Annotated in this window: 18 protein-coding genes; 12 read left to right on the top strand and 6 right to left on the bottom strand. The window is 70.2% G+C overall.

Annotation, left to right across the window (positions count from 1 at the left end; genetic code table 11):
* Positions 1–10: 10 nt before the first annotated feature.
* Positions 11–853, bottom strand: a complete 843-nt coding sequence (locus AC07Q9_RS28125; protein WP_495312563.1) for a TauD/TfdA dioxygenase family protein — start codon at positions 851–853, stop codon at positions 11–13.
* 31 nt (positions 854–884) lie between these two features.
* Positions 885–1,856 (bottom strand): Bug family tripartite tricarboxylate transporter substrate binding protein, encoded by a 972-nt coding sequence (locus AC07Q9_RS28120; protein WP_495312562.1) that lies wholly within the window; start codon positions 1,854–1,856, stop codon positions 885–887.
* Positions 1,857–2,053: 197 nt separating this feature from the next.
* On the opposite strand from AC07Q9_RS28120, the gene AC07Q9_RS28115 reads away from it, so the two are divergent.
* The 12 genes from AC07Q9_RS28115 to AC07Q9_RS28060 all read left to right on the top strand — a co-directional run bounded on the left by AC07Q9_RS28115 (position 2,054) and on the right by AC07Q9_RS28060 (position 15,760).
* Positions 2,054–3,025, top strand: coding sequence for a quinone oxidoreductase family protein (locus AC07Q9_RS28115; RefSeq protein WP_159275478.1), 972 nt, complete (start codon positions 2,054–2,056; stop codon positions 3,023–3,025).
* 23 nt (positions 3,026–3,048) lie between these two features.
* Entirely contained in the window at positions 3,049–4,080 is a 1,032-nt protein-coding gene (locus tag AC07Q9_RS28110) for an AraC family transcriptional regulator (protein ID WP_495312561.1), read from the top strand.
* A 46-nt stretch (positions 4,081–4,126) separates the two neighbouring features.
* Positions 4,127–6,829, top strand: a complete 2,703-nt coding sequence (locus tag AC07Q9_RS28105; RefSeq protein ID WP_495312560.1) for a winged helix-turn-helix domain-containing protein — start codon at positions 4,127–4,129, stop codon at positions 6,827–6,829.
* Between the two features lie 159 nt (positions 6,830–6,988).
* Positions 6,989–7,897, top strand: a complete 909-nt coding sequence (locus AC07Q9_RS28100) for a TauD/TfdA dioxygenase family protein (RefSeq protein ID WP_159273045.1) — start codon at positions 6,989–6,991, stop codon at positions 7,895–7,897.
* A gap of 58 nt (positions 7,898–7,955) precedes the next feature.
* Positions 7,956–9,014, top strand: coding sequence for a beta-keto acid cleavage family enzyme (locus AC07Q9_RS28095; RefSeq protein ID WP_062482971.1), 1,059 nt, complete (start codon positions 7,956–7,958; stop codon positions 9,012–9,014).
* A 41-nt stretch (positions 9,015–9,055) separates the two neighbouring features.
* The gene (locus AC07Q9_RS28090; protein WP_495312559.1) at positions 9,056–10,039 is read left to right on the top strand and encodes a tripartite tricarboxylate transporter substrate binding protein; all 984 of its coding nucleotides are present in this window, start codon (positions 9,056–9,058) and stop codon (positions 10,037–10,039) included.
* A 14-nt stretch (positions 10,040–10,053) separates the two neighbouring features.
* On the top strand, positions 10,054–10,611 hold the full coding sequence (locus AC07Q9_RS28085; RefSeq protein WP_495312558.1) for an RBBP9/YdeN family alpha/beta hydrolase: 558 nt from the start codon (positions 10,054–10,056) through the stop codon (positions 10,609–10,611).
* A 43-nt stretch (positions 10,612–10,654) separates the two neighbouring features.
* Positions 10,655–11,626 carry a quinone oxidoreductase family protein gene (locus tag AC07Q9_RS28080; RefSeq protein WP_495312557.1) on the top strand — a complete coding sequence of 324 codons (972 nt, stop codon included), beginning with the start codon at positions 10,655–10,657 and terminating at the stop codon, positions 11,624–11,626.
* Between the two features lie 7 nt (positions 11,627–11,633).
* Positions 11,634–12,644 carry a YeiH family protein gene (locus AC07Q9_RS28075; protein ID WP_495312556.1) on the top strand — a complete coding sequence of 337 codons (1,011 nt, stop codon included), beginning with the start codon at positions 11,634–11,636 and terminating at the stop codon, positions 12,642–12,644.
* Between the two features lie 58 nt (positions 12,645–12,702).
* Complete coding sequence (locus AC07Q9_RS28070; protein ID WP_495312555.1) at positions 12,703–13,944, top strand: porin; 1,242 nt, start codon at positions 12,703–12,705, stop codon at positions 13,942–13,944.
* 59 nt (positions 13,945–14,003) lie between these two features.
* Positions 14,004–14,564, top strand: coding sequence for a hypothetical protein (locus tag AC07Q9_RS28065; protein ID WP_095746625.1), 561 nt, complete (start codon positions 14,004–14,006; stop codon positions 14,562–14,564).
* The gene (locus AC07Q9_RS28060; protein WP_495312554.1) at positions 14,561–15,760 is read left to right on the top strand and encodes a PrsW family intramembrane metalloprotease; all 1,200 of its coding nucleotides are present in this window, start codon (positions 14,561–14,563) and stop codon (positions 15,758–15,760) included. Before AC07Q9_RS28065 ends, AC07Q9_RS28060 begins: the two co-directional genes overlap by 4 nt.
* Positions 15,761–15,773: 13 nt before the next feature.
* On the opposite strand, the gene AC07Q9_RS28055 is transcribed toward AC07Q9_RS28060, so the two are convergent.
* From AC07Q9_RS28055 to AC07Q9_RS28040, 4 genes are all read right to left on the bottom strand, one after another.
* On the bottom strand, positions 15,774–16,451 hold the full coding sequence (locus tag AC07Q9_RS28055) for a peptidoglycan DD-metalloendopeptidase family protein (protein WP_495312553.1): 678 nt from the start codon (positions 16,449–16,451) through the stop codon (positions 15,774–15,776).
* A 175-nt stretch (positions 16,452–16,626) separates the two neighbouring features.
* Positions 16,627–17,076: a TIGR01841 family phasin gene (gene phaP / locus AC07Q9_RS28050; RefSeq protein ID WP_495301988.1), complete on the bottom strand. Its 450-nt coding sequence runs from the start codon at positions 17,074–17,076 to the stop codon at positions 16,627–16,629.
* A gap of 45 nt (positions 17,077–17,121) precedes the next feature.
* Positions 17,122–18,462: an MFS transporter gene (locus AC07Q9_RS28045; protein ID WP_495312552.1), complete on the bottom strand. Its 1,341-nt coding sequence runs from the start codon at positions 18,460–18,462 to the stop codon at positions 17,122–17,124.
* Between the two features lie 48 nt (positions 18,463–18,510).
* The gene (locus tag AC07Q9_RS28040; RefSeq protein ID WP_495312551.1) at positions 18,511–20,127 is read right to left on the bottom strand and encodes a wax ester/triacylglycerol synthase family O-acyltransferase; all 1,617 of its coding nucleotides are present in this window, start codon (positions 20,125–20,127) and stop codon (positions 18,511–18,513) included.
* Positions 20,128–20,164: the final 37 nt, after the last annotated feature.

The following is a 20,164-nucleotide window of genomic DNA, read 5'->3' as shown; positions in this document are numbered from 1 at the left end:
GGGGCGATGCTCAGTACGGCACGTCGCCGACGATGCCGGCGCGTTCCATCTTTCGTGGCGCAGGCCAGTAGTCGTTCAGCGCGTAGTGCTGCGTGCTGCGGTTGTCCCAGACGACCACGTCGCCCGGCTGCCACGACCAGCGCACCTGGTACTCGGGAATGGTCGCGCGGCTGAGCAGGTAGTTCAGCAGCAGCGCCGCGCCCGGTGTCTTGTCGATGCCGTGGCGCACGTTCTCGGGGGTGCTGTAGTTCACGAAGTGGGTGGTGAAGCTGCCCACGTAGAGCACCTTCTCGCCGGTCTCGGGGTGCGTGCGCACCACGGGGTGCTCCACGGGCGGATGGTCCTGGCCCAGCTTGAGGCGCGCTTCCATCGGCATCACGGCGCCGAACGAATGCTCGATGCTGGCCTTGGCGCGCAGCTTGCCGATCTTGTGCTTGATCTCGTCGGGCAGCTCGTCGTGCGCCTGCACCATGTTCACCCAGATGGTGTCGCCGCCGACCTCGGGGCACTCGATGCAGCGCAGCACCGCGCCCATGGCGGGGCTCTGGCGCCACAGGCCGTCGCAGTGGTAGGTGTTCTCGTAGCTGTGCTTGTTGTCGCTGCGGTAGATGCGCACGAGGCCCGGGTGCTCGGGGTCGCTGCCGACCACGGGATGGTCTTCCAGTTCGCCGAAGCAGCGTGCAAAAGCGACGTGCTCGGCGCGCTCGATGTCCTGCCCGCGGAAGAAAAGCACCTTGTGCCTGAGCAGCGCGGCGCGGATCGACGCAAAGCACTCGGGGTCGCGCGAGGCCTCGCCCAGGTGGACGTCCGAGATTTCGGCGCCGATGGACGGCGTGAGGGGTCTGATCTTCATGAGAGGTCTCCGATGGAATGGCGCGTGCCGCTCAGTTCGCCTGGATGCGGTACTTCTTGACGATGGCGGCGTTGCGCTCCGACAGCGCCTTCGTCTCGGCGATGAGCGCGGGCGTGTCGACGCTGAGCTCGGGCTCCAGGCCCACGTCGAGCAGCTTCTGCTGCACGGCGGGCGCCTGGCCGGCCTTCTCGATCGCGGCATGGAGCTTGGCCATCACGTCGGCCGGCAGCTTGGCCGAGCCGATGAAGCCGACCCAGCCGCGGAACTGCAGGTCGGGGTAGCCGAGTTCGGTGGTGGTGGGCAGGTCGGGCAGGAAGCGCGAGCGGGTCTTGCCGGTGAAGGCATAGGGGCGCAGCTTGCCGGCCTTGATGAGCGGCATCGAGGTGAGCATGCCGTCGAACATCAGGTCGACCTGGCCGCCCAAGAGGTCCTGCAGCGCGGGCGGCGAGCCGGGGTAGCCGATGTGCTGCAGGTCGAGCCCCGCGCGGTCGCTGAGGATGAGGCCCGCGTACTGCGACACGGTGCCGGGGCTGTAGCTGGCGAAGCTGGCCTTGCCCTTGCGCGTCTTCAGCTCGGCGAGCAGGCCCTGGAAGTCCTTGGCCGAGAAGTTCGCGGCCGTGACGAGCACCACGCCCGAGCGCGCCACCGAGCCGATGGGCACCACGTCCTTCAGCGGATCGAAGGGCATCTTCACGACCTGCGGCGTCTCGGCCAGCACGTTGCTGGCGGCCATCACGATGGTGTTGCCATCGGCCGGCGCCTGCAGCATGGCCTGCAGGCCGATGGAGCCGCCCGCGCCGGGGCGGTTCTCGACGATCACGGGGCGGCCGATGTCCAGCGCCATCTGCTGCCCGACGACGCGGGCCACGATGTCCATCGTGCCGCCCGGCGGCGCGGGAACGATGAGCTTGACGGGCTTGTCGCCCAGCGCCCAGGCCCCGAGGGCCATCGAGCATCCGACCAGCGCCACGGCGGCGGCGCGTCCAAATTGCAGCAGTTTCATGGGGTGTCTCCGGTTGTTGTCTTGCAGGCCTCGGTGGGCCGATGCCGTCAGTATCCGGCGCACCCCGTCCGTATTTCTTGCTTTATTGGGGCATCGATTTGCCAATTTGGGACATCGCCAAGACCACGCTTCCCGCCGCCGCCACGCGCCGCAAGAATCCGTTCCATCCAGCCCCCACACACCCCAGGAGATGCACCATGAACCAGGCCATCCGCTTCCACGAGACCGGCAGCGCCGACGTGCTCAAGCTCGAACACGTCGAGGTCGGCGAGCCCGGCCCGGGCCAGGCGCGCGTGCGCCACAGCCTCATCGCCGTCAACTTCATCGACATCTACTTTCGCACCGGGCGCTATCCGCTGGCGCTGCCCAACGGGCTCGGTTCCGACGCCGTGGGCGTGGTCGAGGCCGTGGGGCCGGGCGTGACCGACATCCGCGTCGGTGATCGCGTGGGCTACCTCATCGGGCCGCAGGGGGCGTACTCGCAAGTGCGTGTGATGCCAGCCGATGTGTTGATCCCGCTGCCCGACGGCATCTCCGATCGCACCGCCGCCACATTGATGATGAAGGGCATGACGGCGCAGTACCTGTTCCGCCAGGTCTATCCATTGAAGGGCGGCGAGACGATCCTGTACCACGCAGCGGCCGGCGGCGTGGGCCTCATCGCCTGCCAGTGGGCACGCGCGATGGGCGTGACGATGATCGGCACCGTCAGCACCGACGAAAAGGCAGCTGTCGCAAAAGCCAACGGCTGCACCCACACCATCGTGACCTCGCGCGAGAACATCGCCCAGCGCGTGCGCGAGATCACCGACGGGAAAGGCGTGCCGGTCGTTTACGACTCGGTGGGCAAGGACACGCTGGAGGCTTCGCTTGATTGCCTGCAGCCGCGCGGCACGCTCGTGAGCAACGGCACGTCTTCTGGCGCCGTGGTTCTCGACACCAAGCTGTTGGCGGCCAAGGGCTCGATCTGGCTCACGCGACCCGCGATGGTTCACTACATCCACCCGCGCCCGCACATGCTGTCCATGGCCGACGAACTCTTCGACCACGTGCTGGCCGGCCGCATCGTGAGTGAACCCCAGCAGAGCTTCGCACTGGCCGACGCGGCCGAAGCCCACCGCGCCCTCGAAGGCCGCAAGACCACCGGCGCCACCGTGCTCGTGCCCTGAGAACTGCCACGTGCGGACTTGCGATGTCCTCCCTGGTCCGCGCGGCAAGCCTCACCCACTACAGCGAGGTCGCCCGCGCCAGCGGCCTCGACCCGGCGCGCATGCTCCTGGACGCCGGCCTGAGCCCCCGCGTGCTGGACGAGCCCGACCTGATGATTCCGGTCGACCGCGTCGCCGCGCTGCTGCAGGCCTCGGCCGAGCGTTCGGGCAACGACGGCTTCGGGCTGTGCATGGCCGAGGGGCGGCGGCTGTCGAACCTCGGGGCCGTCGGCCTGCTGGTGCGCGAGCAGCCGACGCTGCGCGATTCGCTCGACGTGCTGATGCGCTACCAGCCGCTGCTCAACGGCTCGCTGTCGCTGATGGTCGAGGCCTTCGGGCAGGTGGTGGTCATCCGCGAGGAAGTGCAGCCCGGCAAGGCGCACCGCGCCACGCGCCAGCGCATCGAACTCGCGCTGGGCGTGATGCTGCGCCTGCTGCGGCAGTTTCTCGGCGCCGGCTGGCAGCCCCGGCGCGTGTGCCTGGCGCACCCCGCGCCGCGCGACCTGCGCACGCACCATCGCGTGCTGGGCGCGGCCGTCGCCTTCGACCAGGACTTCCACGGCATCGTCTGCGCGCGCGACGACCTGGACGCGCCCAACCCCGCGGCCGACCCGGCCATGGCGCGCTATGCACGGCAGCTGCTCGACGCGGCGGCGCCTGCGCCCGGCGATGCGCTGCCGGGCGACGTGCGGCGCGCGGTGCTGCTGCTCCTGCCCAGCGGGCGCTGCAGCATCGCGCAGGTGTCGGCGCACGTGGGCGTGGAATGCCGCACGATCCAGCGCCGGCTCGCGGACGACGGGCAGAGCTTCTCGGCCATCGTCAACGACGTGCGCAAGGAACTCGCCGCGCGCCACGTGCTGGAGGGCGACCGCCCGCTGGCCGAGGTCGCGGGCCTGCTCGGCTTCTGCGCGCCCAGCGGGCTGTCGCGCTGGTTCCATGCGCAGTACGGCTGCAGCGCGAAGGCCAGCCGCGCGCGGCGGGGGGCGCCGCGCCGCGCTTCGGCCTCGTGCGATTGACGTGGAGAATCGGGCCCGTTCTTCCCTCCACGAGCACGAACGAGCCTTGGCTACTTTCCCGCCCCCCGATGCGAGCGGCGCCCCGCGCGACCTGCTGCTCAAGGTGACGCCGCCCCGTGTCCCGCGTCACCTGGTCTCGCGCGCGCGGCTCCTGTCGAGCGCCGACGCGCTGCGCGACCACGCCGTGTGCGTGGTGCAGGCGCCCTCGGGCTTCGGCAAGACCTCCCTGCTCGCGCAGTGGCGCCTGGAGTACCTGGGCCAGGGCGTGCCGGTCGGCTGGGTCTCGGCGCAGAGCCAGGACGATCCGGGCCGGCTGGTGCAGAGCCTGGCGCTGGCGCTGCGCGTCGCCATGGGCCGCCCCGCGTTCGGGCGCAGCCTGTTCCAGGACGACCGGCCCGGCACGCTCGGCAGCGTCACGGCGCTGCTGGCCGAGCTGGCGCAGGCGGCCTTGAACGTGGTGCTGGTCATCGACGAGGCCGACCGCCTGCCGCCGGCCTCGCGCGAGGCGCTGGCCTACCTGCTGCGCAACGCGCCGCCCAACGTGCGCACGCTCATTGCCACGCGCCCCGACGGCCGGCTCGACATCGAGGACCTCGTGGCCTACGGGCAGTGCGTGGAGATCGGCCCGGCGCTGCTGAAGTTCAGCCTCGACGAGACGCTGCAGCTGGTGCAGGCGCGCTTCGGCGCGCGCGTCGACCGCAACACCGCCGCCCGGCTGCACGAGCTGACCGAAGGCTGGCCGCTGGGCCTGCAGCTGGCCACGACCATCATCGCGCGCGGGGCCGACGCGCACGCCGCGCACACGGTGCTGGGCGACATGACGGCCGCCGCCGGCGAGCTGCAGGGCGAGCTGGTGCGGCTGCTGCTGGTGAACCTCGACCCCCCCGATCGCGACTTCCTGGCCCGCATCGCCGTGCTCGACCTGCTGCACCCCGAGCTGTGCCGCGCGGTCTCCGGCGTCGACGACGCCGCGGCGCGGCTGGCGCGGCTGAGCAACGACACGCCGGTGTTCGCCGCCGCCGAAGGGGGCGAGTGGCTGCGCATGCATGCGCTGGCGCGCGACGTGCTGCGCCAGCGTTTTGCCGCGCTCGACGCCGCCGAGCAGGTGGCGGCGCATGCGCGCGCGGCGCAGTGGCTGGCCGCGCACGAGCTGCTCGACGAGGCCGCCCACCACGCGCTGAGCGCGGGCCAGCACCAGACCGCCTACGAGCTCGCGGAGCGCAGCCTCTACGAATCGCTCATGCGGCGCGGCCGGCAGGCCACGGTGCTCGAATGGATGGCGCAGATGCCGGCCGACGAACTCGACCGCCGCCCGCGCCTGCTGCTGGCCGCGGCATGGACGCTCGCATCGAGCGAGCGGCATGAAGAAGCCGGCCGCTTCGTGGCGCGCATCCTGGCGCAACCCGATGTGAGCGACGCGCTGCGCTGCGAATGCGCGCTGATCCTCGGCGGCGCGGCCGTGTTCGCGGACGACCCCGACCGCTTCGTCGAACTGCACGCGCCCTGGACCGAGGCCGTGCCGCTGACCGACCCGCTGCTGCTGCAGTCGCATGCCAACCGCATGGCCTACCGCGCGCTGCTCGAGGGCGAGCCCGCCCTTGCGCGCCTGCGCCAGCAGCAGGCCCTGCGCGGGCACCCGGGCCACGGCGTCGACTACATCCGGCGCTGGAGCGAACTGGTCATCGGCCTGAGCTATGCGTGGGAAGGCCAGGTGCTGCTGGCCGAGCAGCTGCTGCGCCCCGCCGTGGCCGGCGCCGAGGCCGAGATGGGCCGGCGCCACCGCTTCAGCTGCAACCTGGCCGCGCTGCTCGCGTCGGTGGCCTGGGAGCGCGACCTGCCGGGCGACGCCGCCACGCTGCTGGCCGACCGCCTCGACGTGCTGGAGCACAGTGGCCTGCCCGAATCGCTGCTGCAGGCCTACCGCACGGCGGCGCGCATCGCGGCGGCCGAGGGCGCCGAGCACCGCGCGCTGGAACTGCTGGACGCGCTGGACGCGGCAGGCGCCGCGCGGCGCCTGCCGCGGCTGCGCATCGCCAGCCTGGCCGAGCAGGTGCGCCTGCATGCGCAGCGCCACCGCGCCCAGACCTGCCGCGAGCTGTGCGAGCGCATCGACGCGCAACTGGCCGACCCCACGTTGCCGCAGGGCCCGCTGTGGCGGCGCAGCGTGGAGGCATTGCGCGACGTGGCGCGCGCGCACGCGGCCATCGCCGCGCGCGACTGGCCCGACGCGCTCGCGAAGCTGGCGCGTGCCGACGAACAGGCGCGCCAGCGCAAGCAGGGCGGCCTGCACATCGAGCTGCTGGGGCTGCGCGCGCTGGCGCTGGAGCGCTGCGGCCAGCCGGCGCAGGCGCTGCTGCGCGAGGCCATGGACCTGGCGCGCGCCTACGGGTTGCAGCGCGTGTTCTCCGACGCGCACCCCGAGCTGGGCGCCTGGGTCGGCACGCTCGCGGCCGAGGGCGCGCAGGCCGAGATCGCGGTCGCCCCGCTCGTGCCCGCCGCGCCGCCGGCGCCCGCGCCCGCGCCTGCGGCACCGGCATCGCCCGGCGCCGTGCTCACGCCCAAGGAGGGCGAGGTGCTGGTGCTGCTGGCGCGCAACCTGTCGAACAAGGAAATCGGGCGCGCAATGCAGGTGGGCGAAACCACCGTCAAGTGGCACGTGAAGAACCTGTTCGCCAAGCTCGACGCCGGCACGCGCACGCAGGTGGTGCAGCGCGCGCGCATCCTGGGGCTGCTCGCCGCGGGGCACTGAGGGCTCGCCGCCAGGCACTGAGGGTTTCTCCCTCCCCTCCAGGGCCGTCTCCCCCTCCTGCGAGGAGGGGGCGCGCGCAGGGGCCCCGACCTATTCTTGCTTCCAGCACGGTCACCGCCGCACAGCGGCACTCCCCGACCGGCACAGGAGACAAGACACATGGGTTCCACGATCCAGCCAGGCCTCTCGAACGGGGCCCCCGCCGTGCACACGCGCGGCCTCCAGGTCCACCCCGTGACCTGCGCCATCGGCGCCGAGCTGCGCCACGTGTCGCTGGCCGAAGCCTCGCGCGACGCCGGCCTGGCGGCCGAGATCCGCGCGCTGCTGGTGCAGCACAAGGTGCTGTTCTTCCGCCAGCAGGAACTCACGCGCGCCGAGCACGTCGCCTTCGCCCGCCACTTCGGCGAGCTGGAAGACCACCCCGTGGTCGGCAGCGACCCCGAGCACCCGGGCCTGGTGCGCATCTACAAGAACCCCGAGACGCCGGTCGACCGCTACGAGAACAGCTGGCACACCGACGCCACCTGGCGCGAGAAGCCGCCCTTCGGCTGCGTGCTGCGCTGCGTCGAGTGCCCGCCGGTGGGCGGCGACACCATGTGGGCCAACATGGCGCTGGCCTTCGAGAAGCTGCCCGCGCACATCCAGCAGCAGATTGCCGGGCTGCGCGCGCGCCACAGCATCGAGGCCACCTTCGGCGCCGCGATGCCGATCGAGAAGCGCCTGGCGCTGAAGGCCCAGTTTCCCGACGCCGAGCACCCGGTGGTGCGCACGCACCCCGACACGGGCGAGAAGATTTTGTTCGTCAACGGCTTCACGACCCACTTCACCAACTTCCACACGCCGGCCAACGTGCGCTACGGGCAGGACTACCAGCCCGGCGCCGCCCTGCTGCTGGCCTACCTCGTGAGCCAGGTGCAGATCCCCGAGTACCAGGTGCGCTGGCGCTGGCAACCGGGCGACGTGGCCATGTGGGACAACCGTTCGACCCAGCACTACGCGGTCATGGACTACCCGCCCTGCCATCGAAAGATGGAACGCGCCGGCATCGTCGGCGACGCGGTCTTCTGAGCGGGCGCCGCGCCGCCCCCTCCGCTTTCTTTCTTCCCTTTCCACCGAGGTTCCTGCCATGAATTTTCTCGACGGCCATCTGTTCCCCGAAAACCAGCAGCCGCTGGTCATCACCGCCGCGCCCTACGCACCGTCGTGGGTGCCCGCCGACTTTCCGGAAGACATTCCCGTCACCATGGAGCAGCAGATCCAGAAGGCGGTCGACTGCTACAACGCCGGCGCCACCGTGCTGCATTTGCATGTGCGCGAACTCGACGGCAAGGGCAGCAAGCGGCTGTCCAAGTTCAACGAGCTGATCGCCGGCGTGCGCAAGGCCGTGCCCGAAATGATCATCCAGGTGGGCGGCTCGATCAGCTTCGCGCCCGAGAGCGAAGGCGCCGCCGCCAAGTGGCTGAGCGACGACACGCGCCACATGCTGGCCGAGCTGGAGCCCACGCCCGACCAGGTGACGGTGACCATCAACACCTCGCAGATGAACGTGGTCGAGCACTGGGACGACGCCGACACCCGGGGCACCTCGATGGAAGACCCCGAGGTCTACCGCGCCTACAAGGAAATGACCGTGCCCGCGCAGCCGGGCTGGGCCGAGGAGCACATCCGCCGCCTCACCAAGGCGGGCATCCAGAGCGCCTTCCAGTGCTACAACATCAACAGCTTCGACTCGGTCGAGCGGCTGATGCGCCGCGGCGTCTACAAGGGCCCGCTGGTCATGAACTGGGTGGCCATCGGCGGCGGCATGGACGTGCCCAACATCTACAGCCTGGCCAACTTCGTGCGCGCCGTGCCCGACGGCGCGGTGCTCACGGTGGAAAGCTCCATGCGCAACGTGCTGCCCGTGAACATGATGGGCATCGCCATGGGCCTGCACGTGCGCTGCGGCATCGAGGACAACCTCTGGAACCAGTCGCGCTCCGCCAAGATGGGCACGGTGGCGCAGGTCGAGCAGCTGGTGGCCATCTCGCGCCAGTTCGGCCGCCCCATCGCCACCGCCAAGCAGGCGCGCGAGATTTCGAAGATCGGCGTGTTCTACGACACCGTCGAGGAATCGCTGGCGGCCAACGGCTTCGCGCCGAACCGCAACGGCGCGCAGCAGGGCTTCCTGCGCAAGGCGGCCTGAGCACCCCCACCCCCGGCACCAGAACACCTGGAGACATCGCGATGAAAAAAACCCACAACATCCTTCGCCGCCTGAAGCCCTGGGCAGCCGCCCTGGCCGCCGCGCCCCTGCTCGCCCATGCCTGGACCACCAAGCCGGTGCGGATCGTGGTGCCGGCGCCCGCGGGCGGCACCATGGACGTCGTGGCCCGCGTGTTGTCCGACGCGATCTCGGCCGAGATCGGGCAGCCGGTGATCGTCGACAACAAGCCGGGCGCCGGTGGCGCCATCGGGGTGCAGGCGCTCAACAGCGCGCCGCCCGACGGGCAGACCATCATGTTCATGGTCAGCAACATCCTGACCGAGATTCCCCTGGTGATGAAGACCAGCTTCGACCCGGTCAAGGACGTGAAGCCGGTGACCATGGTGGCCCGCTCGGCGATGGTGCTCGTGAGCGCGCCGTCCGTGCCGGCCCACGACCTGAAAGGCCTCATCGCCTACCTGAAGACCGGCAAGGGCAGCCCGGGCAGCTACGCCTCGTACTCCGCGGGCACCAGCTCGCACTACGCCGGCGCCATCTTTGCCCGCAAGGCGGGGCTGGACCTGCAGCACGTGCCGTTCCCGGGCTCGCCGCCGGCGCTGCAGAACCTGATGGGCAGCCAGGTCGACATCCTGTTCGACGGCATCGTCACGTCGCTGCCGCTGATCAAGGCCGGCAAGGTGAAGGTCTTCGGGGTCGGGGCCAAGACCCGGCTGGCGCAGCTGCCGGACGTGCCCACGATGGCCGAGCAGGGCTTCGACGAGATCGACTTCTCGAACTGGGCCGGCGCCATCGTGTCGGCAAAGATGCCCGACGACCTCGTCAAGCGGATCAATGCGGTCCTCACGAAGGCCGCCTCCTCGCCGAAGGTGCGGGAGCGGCTCATCGCGCAGAACTTCGTGCCGATGACCAGCGAGAGCCCCGAGCAGCTCGCGAAGATCACGCACGACGAGTACGAGCGCAACGCGCGGATCGTCAAGACCTACAACATCCAGCTCAACCAGTGAGGGCGCAGGCCGACATGACCGCTCCCACCGTCCTCATCGTTCCCGGCCTGCGCGACGCCGTCGCCAGCCACTGGCAGACCCTGCTCGCCGCACGCCTGCCGCGCGTGCGCGCGGTGCCGCCCATGGGCCGCGACGACCTCGACTGCGCCACGCGCGTGGCGGCCATCGAGCGCGAGGCGCAGGCGGTCGAGGGGCCGCTGGTCATCGTGGCGCACAGCGGCGGCGTCGTGATGCTGGCGCACTGGGCGCAGCGCACGCGCCGGCCGGTGCGCGGCGCCCTGCTGGCCACGCCGCCCGACTTCGAGCGGCCGATGCCCGAGGGCTACCCCAGCGTGGAAGCCCTGCGCGCCGGCGGCTGGCTGCCGGTGCCGACCGGGCCGCTGCCGTTCCCGAGCATCGTGGCGGCCAGCCGCAACGACCCGCTCGCGCCGTTCGATCGCGTGGTGCAGATGGCGCAGGGCTGGGGCAGCCGCCTGGTCGACCTCGGCGAGGTCGGCCACCTCAACCCCGCCTCGGGCTACGGCGAATGGCCGGGCGCGCAGGCCTTCATCGACGAACTCTCGGCGGGCTGAAGCCTTTCTGCCCGCCTGCCCTTCCTACCGAAAGAAACTCCCCATGGTCCAAGCCATCCGCTTTCACGAGACCGGCAGCGCCGACGTGCTCCAGCTCGAACACGTCGAGGTCGGCGAGCCCGGCCCCGGCCAGGCGCGCGTGCGCCACAGCCTCATCGCCGTCAACTTCATCGACATCTATTTCCGCACCGGGCGCTATCCGCTGGCGCTGCCCAACGGCCTCGGTTCCGATGCCGTGGGCGTGGTCGAGGCCGTGGGGCCGGGCGTGACCGACATCCGCGTGGGAGATCGCGTGGGCTACCTCATCGGGCCGCAGGGGGCGTACTCGCAGGTGCGCGTGATGCCCGCTGATGTGCTCATTCCGCTGCCCGACGGCATCTCGGACCGCACGGCAGCCACGCTGATGATGAAGGGCATGACGGCGCAGTACCTGTTCCGCCAGGTCTATCCGCTGAAGGGTGGCGAGACCATCCTGTACCACGCAGCGGCCGGTGGCGTGGGCCTCATCGCCTGCCAGTGGGCGCGTGCGATGGGCGTGACGATGATCGGCACCGTCAGCACCGACGAGAAGGCCGCGGTCGCCAAGGCCAACGGCTGCACCCACACCATCGTGACCTCGCGCGAGAACATCGCCCAGCGTGTGCGCGAGATCACCGACGGCAAGGGCGTGCCCGTGGTGTACGACTCGGTGGGGAAAGACACGCTGGAGGCCTCGCTCGATTGCCTGCAGCCCCGAGGCACGCTGGTGAGCAACGGCACCTCGTCTGGCGCCGTGGTCCTCGACACCAAGCTGCTGGCCGCGAAGGGCTCGATCTGGCTCACGCGGCCCGCGATGGTTCACTACATCCACCCACGCCCGCACATGCTGTCGATGGCCGACGAACTCTTCGACCACGTGCTGGCCGGCCGCATCGTGAGCGAGCCCCAGCAGAGCTTCGCACTGGCCGACGCCGCCGAAGCACACCGCGCGCTCGAAGGCCGCAAGACCACCGGCGCCACCGTGCTCGTGCCCTGAGGTTTTCATGACCGCCTTGTCTGTCGCCGCATGGCCGGCGCGCGGCCGCCTGCTCTTTCCGGGCGTGCTCGCCTGCGCGGTGGTCGCCGCCGCGTCCACCTTCCTGTCGCAGCACTACGGTGCGCCGGTGATGCTGTTCGCGCTCATCCTCGGGATGGCGATGAACTTTCTTTCGGCCGAGGGCCCGTGCAAGCCCGGCATCGAGTTCACCGCGCGCCACGTGCTGCGCTGGGGCGTGGCGCTGCTCGGTCTGCGCATCACGGCCGCGCAGGTGGTGGCGCTGGGCTGGCACCCGGTGCTGCTGGTGGCGGTGTCACTGGTGCTGACCATCGGCGTGTCGATGGTCGTGGCGCGGCTGATGGGCTTCAACGTGCTGTTCGGCCTGCTCAGCGGCGGCGCCACCGCGATCTGCGGCGCCTCGGCCGCGCTGGCGCTGGCCGCGGCGCTGCCGCCGCATCCGCTGAAGGAACGCGCCACGCTGTTCACGGTGGTGGGCGTGTCGGCGCTGTCGACGCTCACGATGATCGCCTACCCCCTGATCGCGCGCGCCCTGGGCATGGACGCGCACACGGCCGGCGTGTTCCTGGGCGCCACCATCCACGACGTGGCGCAGGTGGTGGGCGCGGGCTACGGCATGTCGCAGGCCACGGGCGACACGGCCACGCTGGTCAAGCTGATGCGCGTGGCGGCGCTGCTGCCGGTGATCCTGTTCGCCGTGATGTTCACGCGCGCCACGGGCAAGGCCGTGGGCGGCCAGCGCCCGCCGCTGCTGCCGTGGTTCGCGGTGGCCTTCGCCGCGCTGGTGGCGCTCAACAGCACGGGCTGGCTGCCGCCCCCGCTCGCCACCGCGGGAAGCGACCTGTCGCGCTGGTTCCTGGTGGCGGCCATGGCCGGCATCGGCATGAAGACACAACTGCGCGAGCTGGTCGACGTGGGCCTCAAGCCGGTGGTGCTGATGGTCGGCGAGACCGTCTTCATCGCCACGCTGGTGCTCGCGCTGCTGCGCTGGGCGCCCTGACACGCAGCCCCTACGACGACAGAGACGACCACACACACAACAACCAGGAGACAAGACCATGAAGAAGAAGACCCTCATCGCCGCAGCAGCCACGACCCTCGCGGCCGGTGCTTCCCTCGCCCAGTCCTCGCTCACGCTGTTCGGCGTGATGGACGCGGGCGTGAGCCACTACCGCACCACCAGCAGTTCGTACAACCCGCTGCGTCCGGCCGAGCTGCGCCAGAGCCAGACCGTGCTGTCGCCCTCGGGCAATGCGTCCAGCCGCATCGGCTTTCGCGGCACCGAGGACCTGGGCGGCGGGCTGGCTGCGAGCTTCTGGCTGGAGGCGCCGCTGAGCAACGACACGGGCAGCGGCATCACGAACTTCGGACGCCGCTCCACGCTCAGCCTCAGCGGGCCTTTCGGCGAAGTGCGCCTGGGCCGCGACTACACGGCCTCGTTCTGGAACGACGCGGTGTTCGACCCCTTCAGCGTCAACGGCGTGGGCACCAACCTGATCGCGGTGGTCAACAGCAACATCGCGGCCTCGCGCGCGCTGGCCACGGGCGGCCTGCTGGGCGGCGGGCTCTCGGCCGGCACCGACAGCTACCTGCGCACCAGCAACGCCATCAGCTACTTCCTGCCGCCGAACCTGGGCGGCTTCTACGGCCAGGTGCAGTACGCGCTGCACGAGAACACGAAGGTCAGCAACACGCCCGACAGCCCGTCGCAGCGCGGGCGCTACGTGGGCGGGCGCATCGGCTGGGCCAGCGGCCCGGCCGACGTGGCGCTGGGCTACGGCGAGAGCACGCTGGCCAGCGCCGCCGCGCAGAGCGAGAAGATCAAGAGCCTGAACCTGGGCGCCTCGTACGACTTCGGCGTGGTCAAGGTGTTCGGCGAATGGTCGCGCGTGCGTGACGTTCGCCACAGCGCCACGCCCTTCGCCAACGGCGCGCTGCATCTGAGCGACCGCTACGACGGCCTCATGGCCGGCGTGAACGTGCCGCTGGGCGCGGGCGTGGTGCGCGCCTCGTATGCGCGCGTGCGCTTCGTCAACGGGCTGGACCTGCCGGACGGCAATTCGTCGGTGAACAAGCTGGCGCTGGGCTACGTGCACAACCTGTCGAAGCGCACGGCGCTGTATGCCTCGGTGGCGCGCATCCACATCGCCAACGGCCGCAACAACCCGACGGTGATGGGCGTGACGCCGCTGGTGCTGAGCCTGCCGGCCATCTTCCCGCAGCCGGCCTACGCGACCACCAACGGCATGCAGCCGCACCGTGCGCTGGGCTACGACGTTGGCATTCGCATGGCCTTCTGACGGCCTGAAAACAGCGGCGGCGCCCCCGCGCCGTCGCCTCGGTGTGGCACGATCCACGGATGCTCCAACCGTCCCGCCGCATCCCGTACCGCACCTGGCCGGGCGCGCTCGCGATCCTCCTGGCCATTGCCGCGTACGTCGGCGGCCTGACCTTCTGGAACAACCACACGCCCGGCAGCCGGCCGCTGCCCGCGGGCGAGACGGTGTCGGTCGCCCACGCGCGCTTCGAGCCCGCACCGGGCTGGCAGATGGACGTGTCGCGCTCCAAGGCCGGCCAGTCGCTCATGCTCTTCAAGGGCGGCCACAAGTTCCTCGTGACCACGCGCCTGTGGATGGGCGGACCCGACGGCCCCATGGTGCGCCAGCAGCGGCTCATGGAGCGCGGCCAGGGCCTGACCGTCGAAGGCGACGTGTCCGACTTCGTCACCGGCTGGGGCCTGCAGGGCAAGACCTTTGCCTACTACGGCGCCAAGCTCGCCGGCCGCTTCTGGCAGGTGGTCGACACGCCGCGCCGCTCGCTGGTGCAGATCGACGTGTACGGCCCCACCGACGGCTTCAACGAAGCGCTGGCCGATGCCCGCAAGATGCTCGACTCGATGGACCTGGAGGCACCGCTGTGAGCACCACCACCGAAGCCACTGTGGCCAAGCAGGAAGACGCCGACTGGCCGATCGGCACCGACTCGTTCTTCCAGCCGCAGCGCGCCGCGTTCTGGCTGCTCGCGGCGCTGATCCTCAACGGCCTGTTCTACACAGTCTCGATGTTCTCGCTGGGCTTTCGCGTGGTGCCCGTCACCGCGCTGCTGGGCCTGCTGGTGTGGGGCGGCTACACGGCGGCCTTCGTGCTGTTCTTCCGCACGCTCGACCTGCTGGAGCAGCACCCGCCCGAGGCCTACGTGCTGGCCTTTGCATGGGGCGGGCTGGGCGCGGTGTACTTCGCGGCGCCGGCCAACATCGCCATCCAGAGCCTGTGCGCCAAGCTGGTGTCGCCGGAGTTCGTGGCGGCGTGGGGGCCGGCCATCGCAGGGCCGATCACCGAAGAATTCTTGAAGCTCGCGGGCGTGATCCTGCTGGTGCTGATCGCGCGCAACCAGTTCGAAACCTATCTGTCGGTGCTGATCGTCGGCGCCATGGCCGGGCTGGGCTTCCAGGTGATCGAGAACCTGAGCTACACGGTGAACAGCGCCGTGAACTTCCCGCTCGAGAACCAGGTGTACCCGGTGCTCTACCACCTGCTGATGCGCGGGCTGCTCAGCGGGCTGTGGAGCCACGCGGCCTACACGACCATCGCCTCGTTCGGCGTGGCGTGGTTCCTGCTCAACCCGCAGCGCCCGATGGCCGCGCGCATCGGCTGCGCCCTCTTCTACTTCGCGCTGGCCTGGGCGATGCACTTCATCTGGAACTCGCCGCTGCTCGAAGACCGCTTCGACGACGGCTTCGTCGGCATCGCGCTGCTGCTGATCGTCAAGGGCATTCCGGTGGTGATCGCCGCGGCCTTCGTCTGGCGCGCCGCCGCGCGCGAGAACGACACCTACCTGCATGCGCTGGCGGCCTACTTCGTGCCCGAGCGCGAGCTGATCCGCGACGACGAATGGGTGCGCCTGGGCGCGCCGCTGCTGCGCTACCGCGTGCGCCGCGACATGGGCAAGGAATTCGGAAAACGCGCCCGACGCCTGAAGGCACAGCTGCAGCGCGAGCAGCTGCGGCTCATCCTGAAGGCCGGCACGCACGGGCGCGGGCCGCAGACGCGGCGCCATGAAGTGGCGGTGCGGCGCCTGCGGGCCGAGCTCGACCTGCTCACCCGGCCGCAAGGCTGAGGGCCCGTTCCGCTTACTTCGCCGGCAAGTACAGGCGCGGATCGACGGCCTTGCCGCGGTAGCGGATCTCGAAGTGCAGCTTGGCGCGGCCGCCCTCCGCCGGGCCGATCTCGGCGATCTTCTGGCCGCGCTGCACGCGCTGGCCCTGCTTCACGCCCACGGTGCCCACGTTGGTGTAGATCGACATGTAGGAGCCGCCGTGGTCGACCATGATCACGCTGCCGTAGCCACGCATCGTTTCGGTCGCGGCCACCGAGCCGGCACCGATCGCGTGCACGGGCTCGCCGCTGCTGCCGCCGATGTCCAGGCCCTTGTTGCTGTTGCCGTTGAAGCCGGCGATGACCGCGCCCTGCGTCGGCCAGCCCCAGTCGCTGCGCCGCGAGGCGGGCGGCACCACGGGGTCGCGCTCGCGGGGTGCGGGCGCGGGCTTGGCTTTTTCGGCACTGCTGCTGCCGCCGCTGCTGCGCGGCGGGGGCGTGGCCGCCCCTGTCGTGGCGCCGCCGGGCGGCACCACGCGCAGCACCTGCCCGGCTTCGAGCTGGTCGGGGTCCTTGATCTGGTTCCAGCGGGCGATCTCGGCCGTCGTCCGGCCGTGCCGCTGCGCGATGCGGTAGAGCGTGTCGCCCGCCTGCACGACGTACTCGCCGGGGCCCGCCACCGGCGTGCTGGGCGTGGTGGTGCATGCGCCCACCAGCAATGCCGCCGTCAACGCGGCGCACGCGCCCCATCTTCTCCCTGTCACAACCACGCGCTGAGTCCTTTCTGATTCATCCGGATCGCGCGACCTCGCGGGGCGAGGCGCGCCTGAACAATCCGGCAAGGCTACCAGCAGTCGTTGCGCGGACATTGCGCCCGCGGGAGCGTCCCTATTTCTTCGGCTGCAGCAGCTGCTGCAGATTCGCCATGTTCTCGTTCAGGCGGTCCTGCACCACCTTCCAGCTGTTGTTGCGCGCCTGCGCCTCCAGCTGCGCCAGTTCGCGGAAGTTGTCGACCGCCTGTTGCACGCCGCGCTGCGCGACCTCGGCCTGCTTGGAGAGGGCGTCCTTGCCGGTGGCGTCCTTCAGCGCGTCCTGCCACTGGGCCAGCGTGTCGCGCAGGATCTCGCCGCGCCGCTGCGCCAGCGACTGGATGCCTTCGTAGGCCTGGCGGTTGGCTTCGGCCAGCGCCTCCATGTCCTTGCGCTGCCACTCCACGAGCGCGCCGACGTCCACGCCGGGCAGCTTGAGCTGCTCGATCAGCTTGCTGAAATCTTCCATCGACGGCAGCGCCGTGGGGAAGAGCGGGTTGGCGTTGGCTGCGGTCTTGCTGGTTGCCATGAATCGAATCTCCTTGTTGGAATGGAAGAACGGGGAACGAAAAAATCAGGCCGGCGCGAACTGCGTGCGCCCGGCGGCGGCGGGCCGCATCACGCGCAGCAGCACCACGCCGGACAGCAGCCACAGCCCGATCGCCAGGAACATGCTGTTGTCCGAACTGCCGGTGGCGGTGGTGATCCACGCGGTGATCACCGGCATCACGGCGGGCCCGAGATTGCCCAGGCTGCTGATCAGCGCGATGCCGCCGGCCGCCGACTTGCGCGGCAGGTACTCGCTGATGGCCGCGAAGAAGATCGGTGTGTTGGCGGACTGGCCGATGCTCATCACCGCGAGACCCGCCAGTGCCAGCACCAGATTGCCGCCGCTGAAGACGGCCACCAGCAGGCCCGCCGAGGCCAGCGCCACGCAGAAGAAGAAGTGTTTGCGCCGCTCCAGGTGCTTGTCGGAACTGCGCCCGACGAACACCATGCCCACGGCGCCGAAGACCGCCGGGATGGCCGACAGCAGGCCGACCATGAACACATCGCCCACGCCCCAGTTCTTGATGAGCGTGGGCACCAGGAACACCAGCGTGTAGTTGGCGCCCAGGAACAGGAAGTACACGAAGGCCATCGTGAACACCTTGGGGTCGCGCAGCAGCGCCCAGAACGAGCCGTGCGACGCGGTCTCCACTGCATGCGGCTCGTTGTCCAGGTGGTTGCGCAGCGCGAGCTTCTCGGAAGGCGTGAGCCAGTTGGCCTGCTCGGGCTTGTCCTTCAGGTAGAAGAACGCGACGATGCCCAGCACCGAGGCCGGCAGCCCCTGCACCACGAACAGCCACTGCCAGCCGTGGTGGCCGCCCAGGCCGTTCATGTACTTCATGATCCAGCCCGACAGCGGGCCGGCCAGCAGATAGCCGATGGCCGTGGCCGTCATGAAGATCGAGATCACCTTGCAGCGCCGCGCCGAGGGGTACCAGTAGGTGAGATACAGGATGATCCCCGGGAAGAAGCCCGCCTCGAACGCGCCCAGCAGGAAGCGCAGCACGTAGAACTGCGTGGTGGTCTCCACGAACATCATGGCCGAGGCCACGAGCCCCCAGCAGAACATGATGCGCAGCAGCGTCTTGCGCGCGCCGATCTTCTCGAGCATCAGGTTGCTGGGCACCTCGAAGAGGAAGTAGCCGATGAAGAAGATGCCCGCACCCAGCGCATAGGCCTCGTTGCTGAAGGCCAGCGTCTGCTTCATCTGCAGCTGCGCGAAGCCGATGTTGATGCGGTCGATGAAGGCGACGATGTAGCAGGCGATCAGCAGCGGCAGCAGGTGCCAGCTGACTTTCGAAAACAATGCCTCGTCCGCCGCGTTGTACGGCGCGCGGGCGGGGGCCTGCGCAGAAGTGGGGGTCATGGTCTTGCTTTCCTTTGGGGTCGGTCGGTGAAGGAATCGGCGGGAAGGCTAGGCAGCGGCCGCGGCGCGCTTGCCCTTGGCAGGAGCGGCCGGCTTGCGCGGCGCGCGGGGCTTCTTGCTGGCGGGCGCGGCAGCAGTGGCAGCCGCACGCGGCTTGGCGGCGGCCGGCGCCTTCGCGCGGCGCGGAGCCTTGACGGGCACGACCTCGGCCTCGACCTCCTTCGCGACCACTGGCTTGGCCACGCTCTCGACGCTGGGCAGCCGTTCGATCTGCCGCAGCGCCGCGCGCAGGTGGCCGATCAGCTCGTACGACTCTTCCTGCGACAGGATGCGGCGGCAGGCCGTGAGGCCGAAGTCGAGCGAGCCCGCGTAGCTCTGCACCGTGATGTTCAGCGCGCTGCCGTGGTACGGGATCGACACCGGGTAAAAGTGCATCATCCGCGCGCCCGCCACGTAGAGCGTGGCGCCCGGCCCCGGCACGTTCGAGATCAGCACGTTGGCCGCGGGCGGCACGCGGCGCGCCAGGTTGGAGCGGCCGTACAGCGAGGCCAGGCTGGTCATGAGCCAGGGCGAGCCGGTGATCGGCATGTCCACGCCGAGCACCGGCTTGAGCTCGCGCACCACGGCCTTGGCCGCCTCCGACGACGCATGGATCGCCTTGAAGCGCTCGGTCACATCGCCGATGTCGGTCGCCAGGTCGACGCGCACCATCGACACCTGGTTGTTCATCGCGTCGTCGCCCTCCGCGCGCAGGCTCACGGGCACGCCGGCGATCAGCGCCTCTTTCGGCAGCAGGTTGCGATCCTTCAGGAAGCGGGCCAGCGCCTCGCTGCACATCGCCATCACGATGGTGTTGACGGTGCCGCCCACGCGCTTGCCCAGGGCCTTCAGTTCGTCGAAGGGCAACGACATCGTGCTGTACGAGCGCTGGTTGGTGATGGCGTCGTTGAACATGCTCTTGGGCGCCATGCCCAGGCTCAGGCGGCGCTGACCCTTGCCGGTCTGCTGGCTGGCGAGCACGCTGCCGGCCGCCGTGAGGGCGCGTGCAGCGGCCGGCAGCAGCTCGGCGAGCTTGCGGTACTGGCGCGCCGAGTTGGACACCGCCGCCTGCAGCAGCTCGGCCACGCCGAGCTGGTAGTGGCTGCCGCCGCCGCGCTTGCGGCGCGCGGGCCGCACCTCGCGCATCTGCGCCGTGGTGTCGTAGAGCACCTTGGCCAGCTCGGTGCCGGCCTTGCCGTCGACGCCGCTGTGGTGGGCCTTGGTGTAGAAGGCCACCTGTCCGTTCTCGAGGCCCTCGATGACGTACATCTCCCACAGCGGACGGCTGCGGTCGAGCAGGCTCGAGTGCAGCCGCGCGACCAGGTGGTGCAGCTGCTCCATGGTGCCGGGGCGGCGCAGCGTGAGGCTGCGCACGTGGTAGTCCAGGTCGATGTCGTCGTCGTCGATCCACACCGGCTCGGCCAGCTCGAAGGGCATCTGCGCGAGCTTGCGCGTGAGCACCGACGCCAGGTGCAGCCGCTTGCCCAGCATGCCCTTCACGTCTTCGTAGTAGTCGCCCCGGTAGCCCTCGGGCAGGTCCAGGAGCATGAGGCTGCCGACGTGCATCGGCGTCTCGGGGGTTTCAAGGTGCAGGAACGACGCGTCCATGCTGCTCAGGTGGTCCATGGCGTGGCCTCTTTCGTCGGTGGGATTGGTGGGAATT

It is taken from the genome of Variovorax sp. GW821-FHT09A10 (assembly GCF_059418385.1).
Note: the sequence above shows the minus strand (reverse complement) of the source record. Positions and strands in the feature narration are given on the sequence as shown.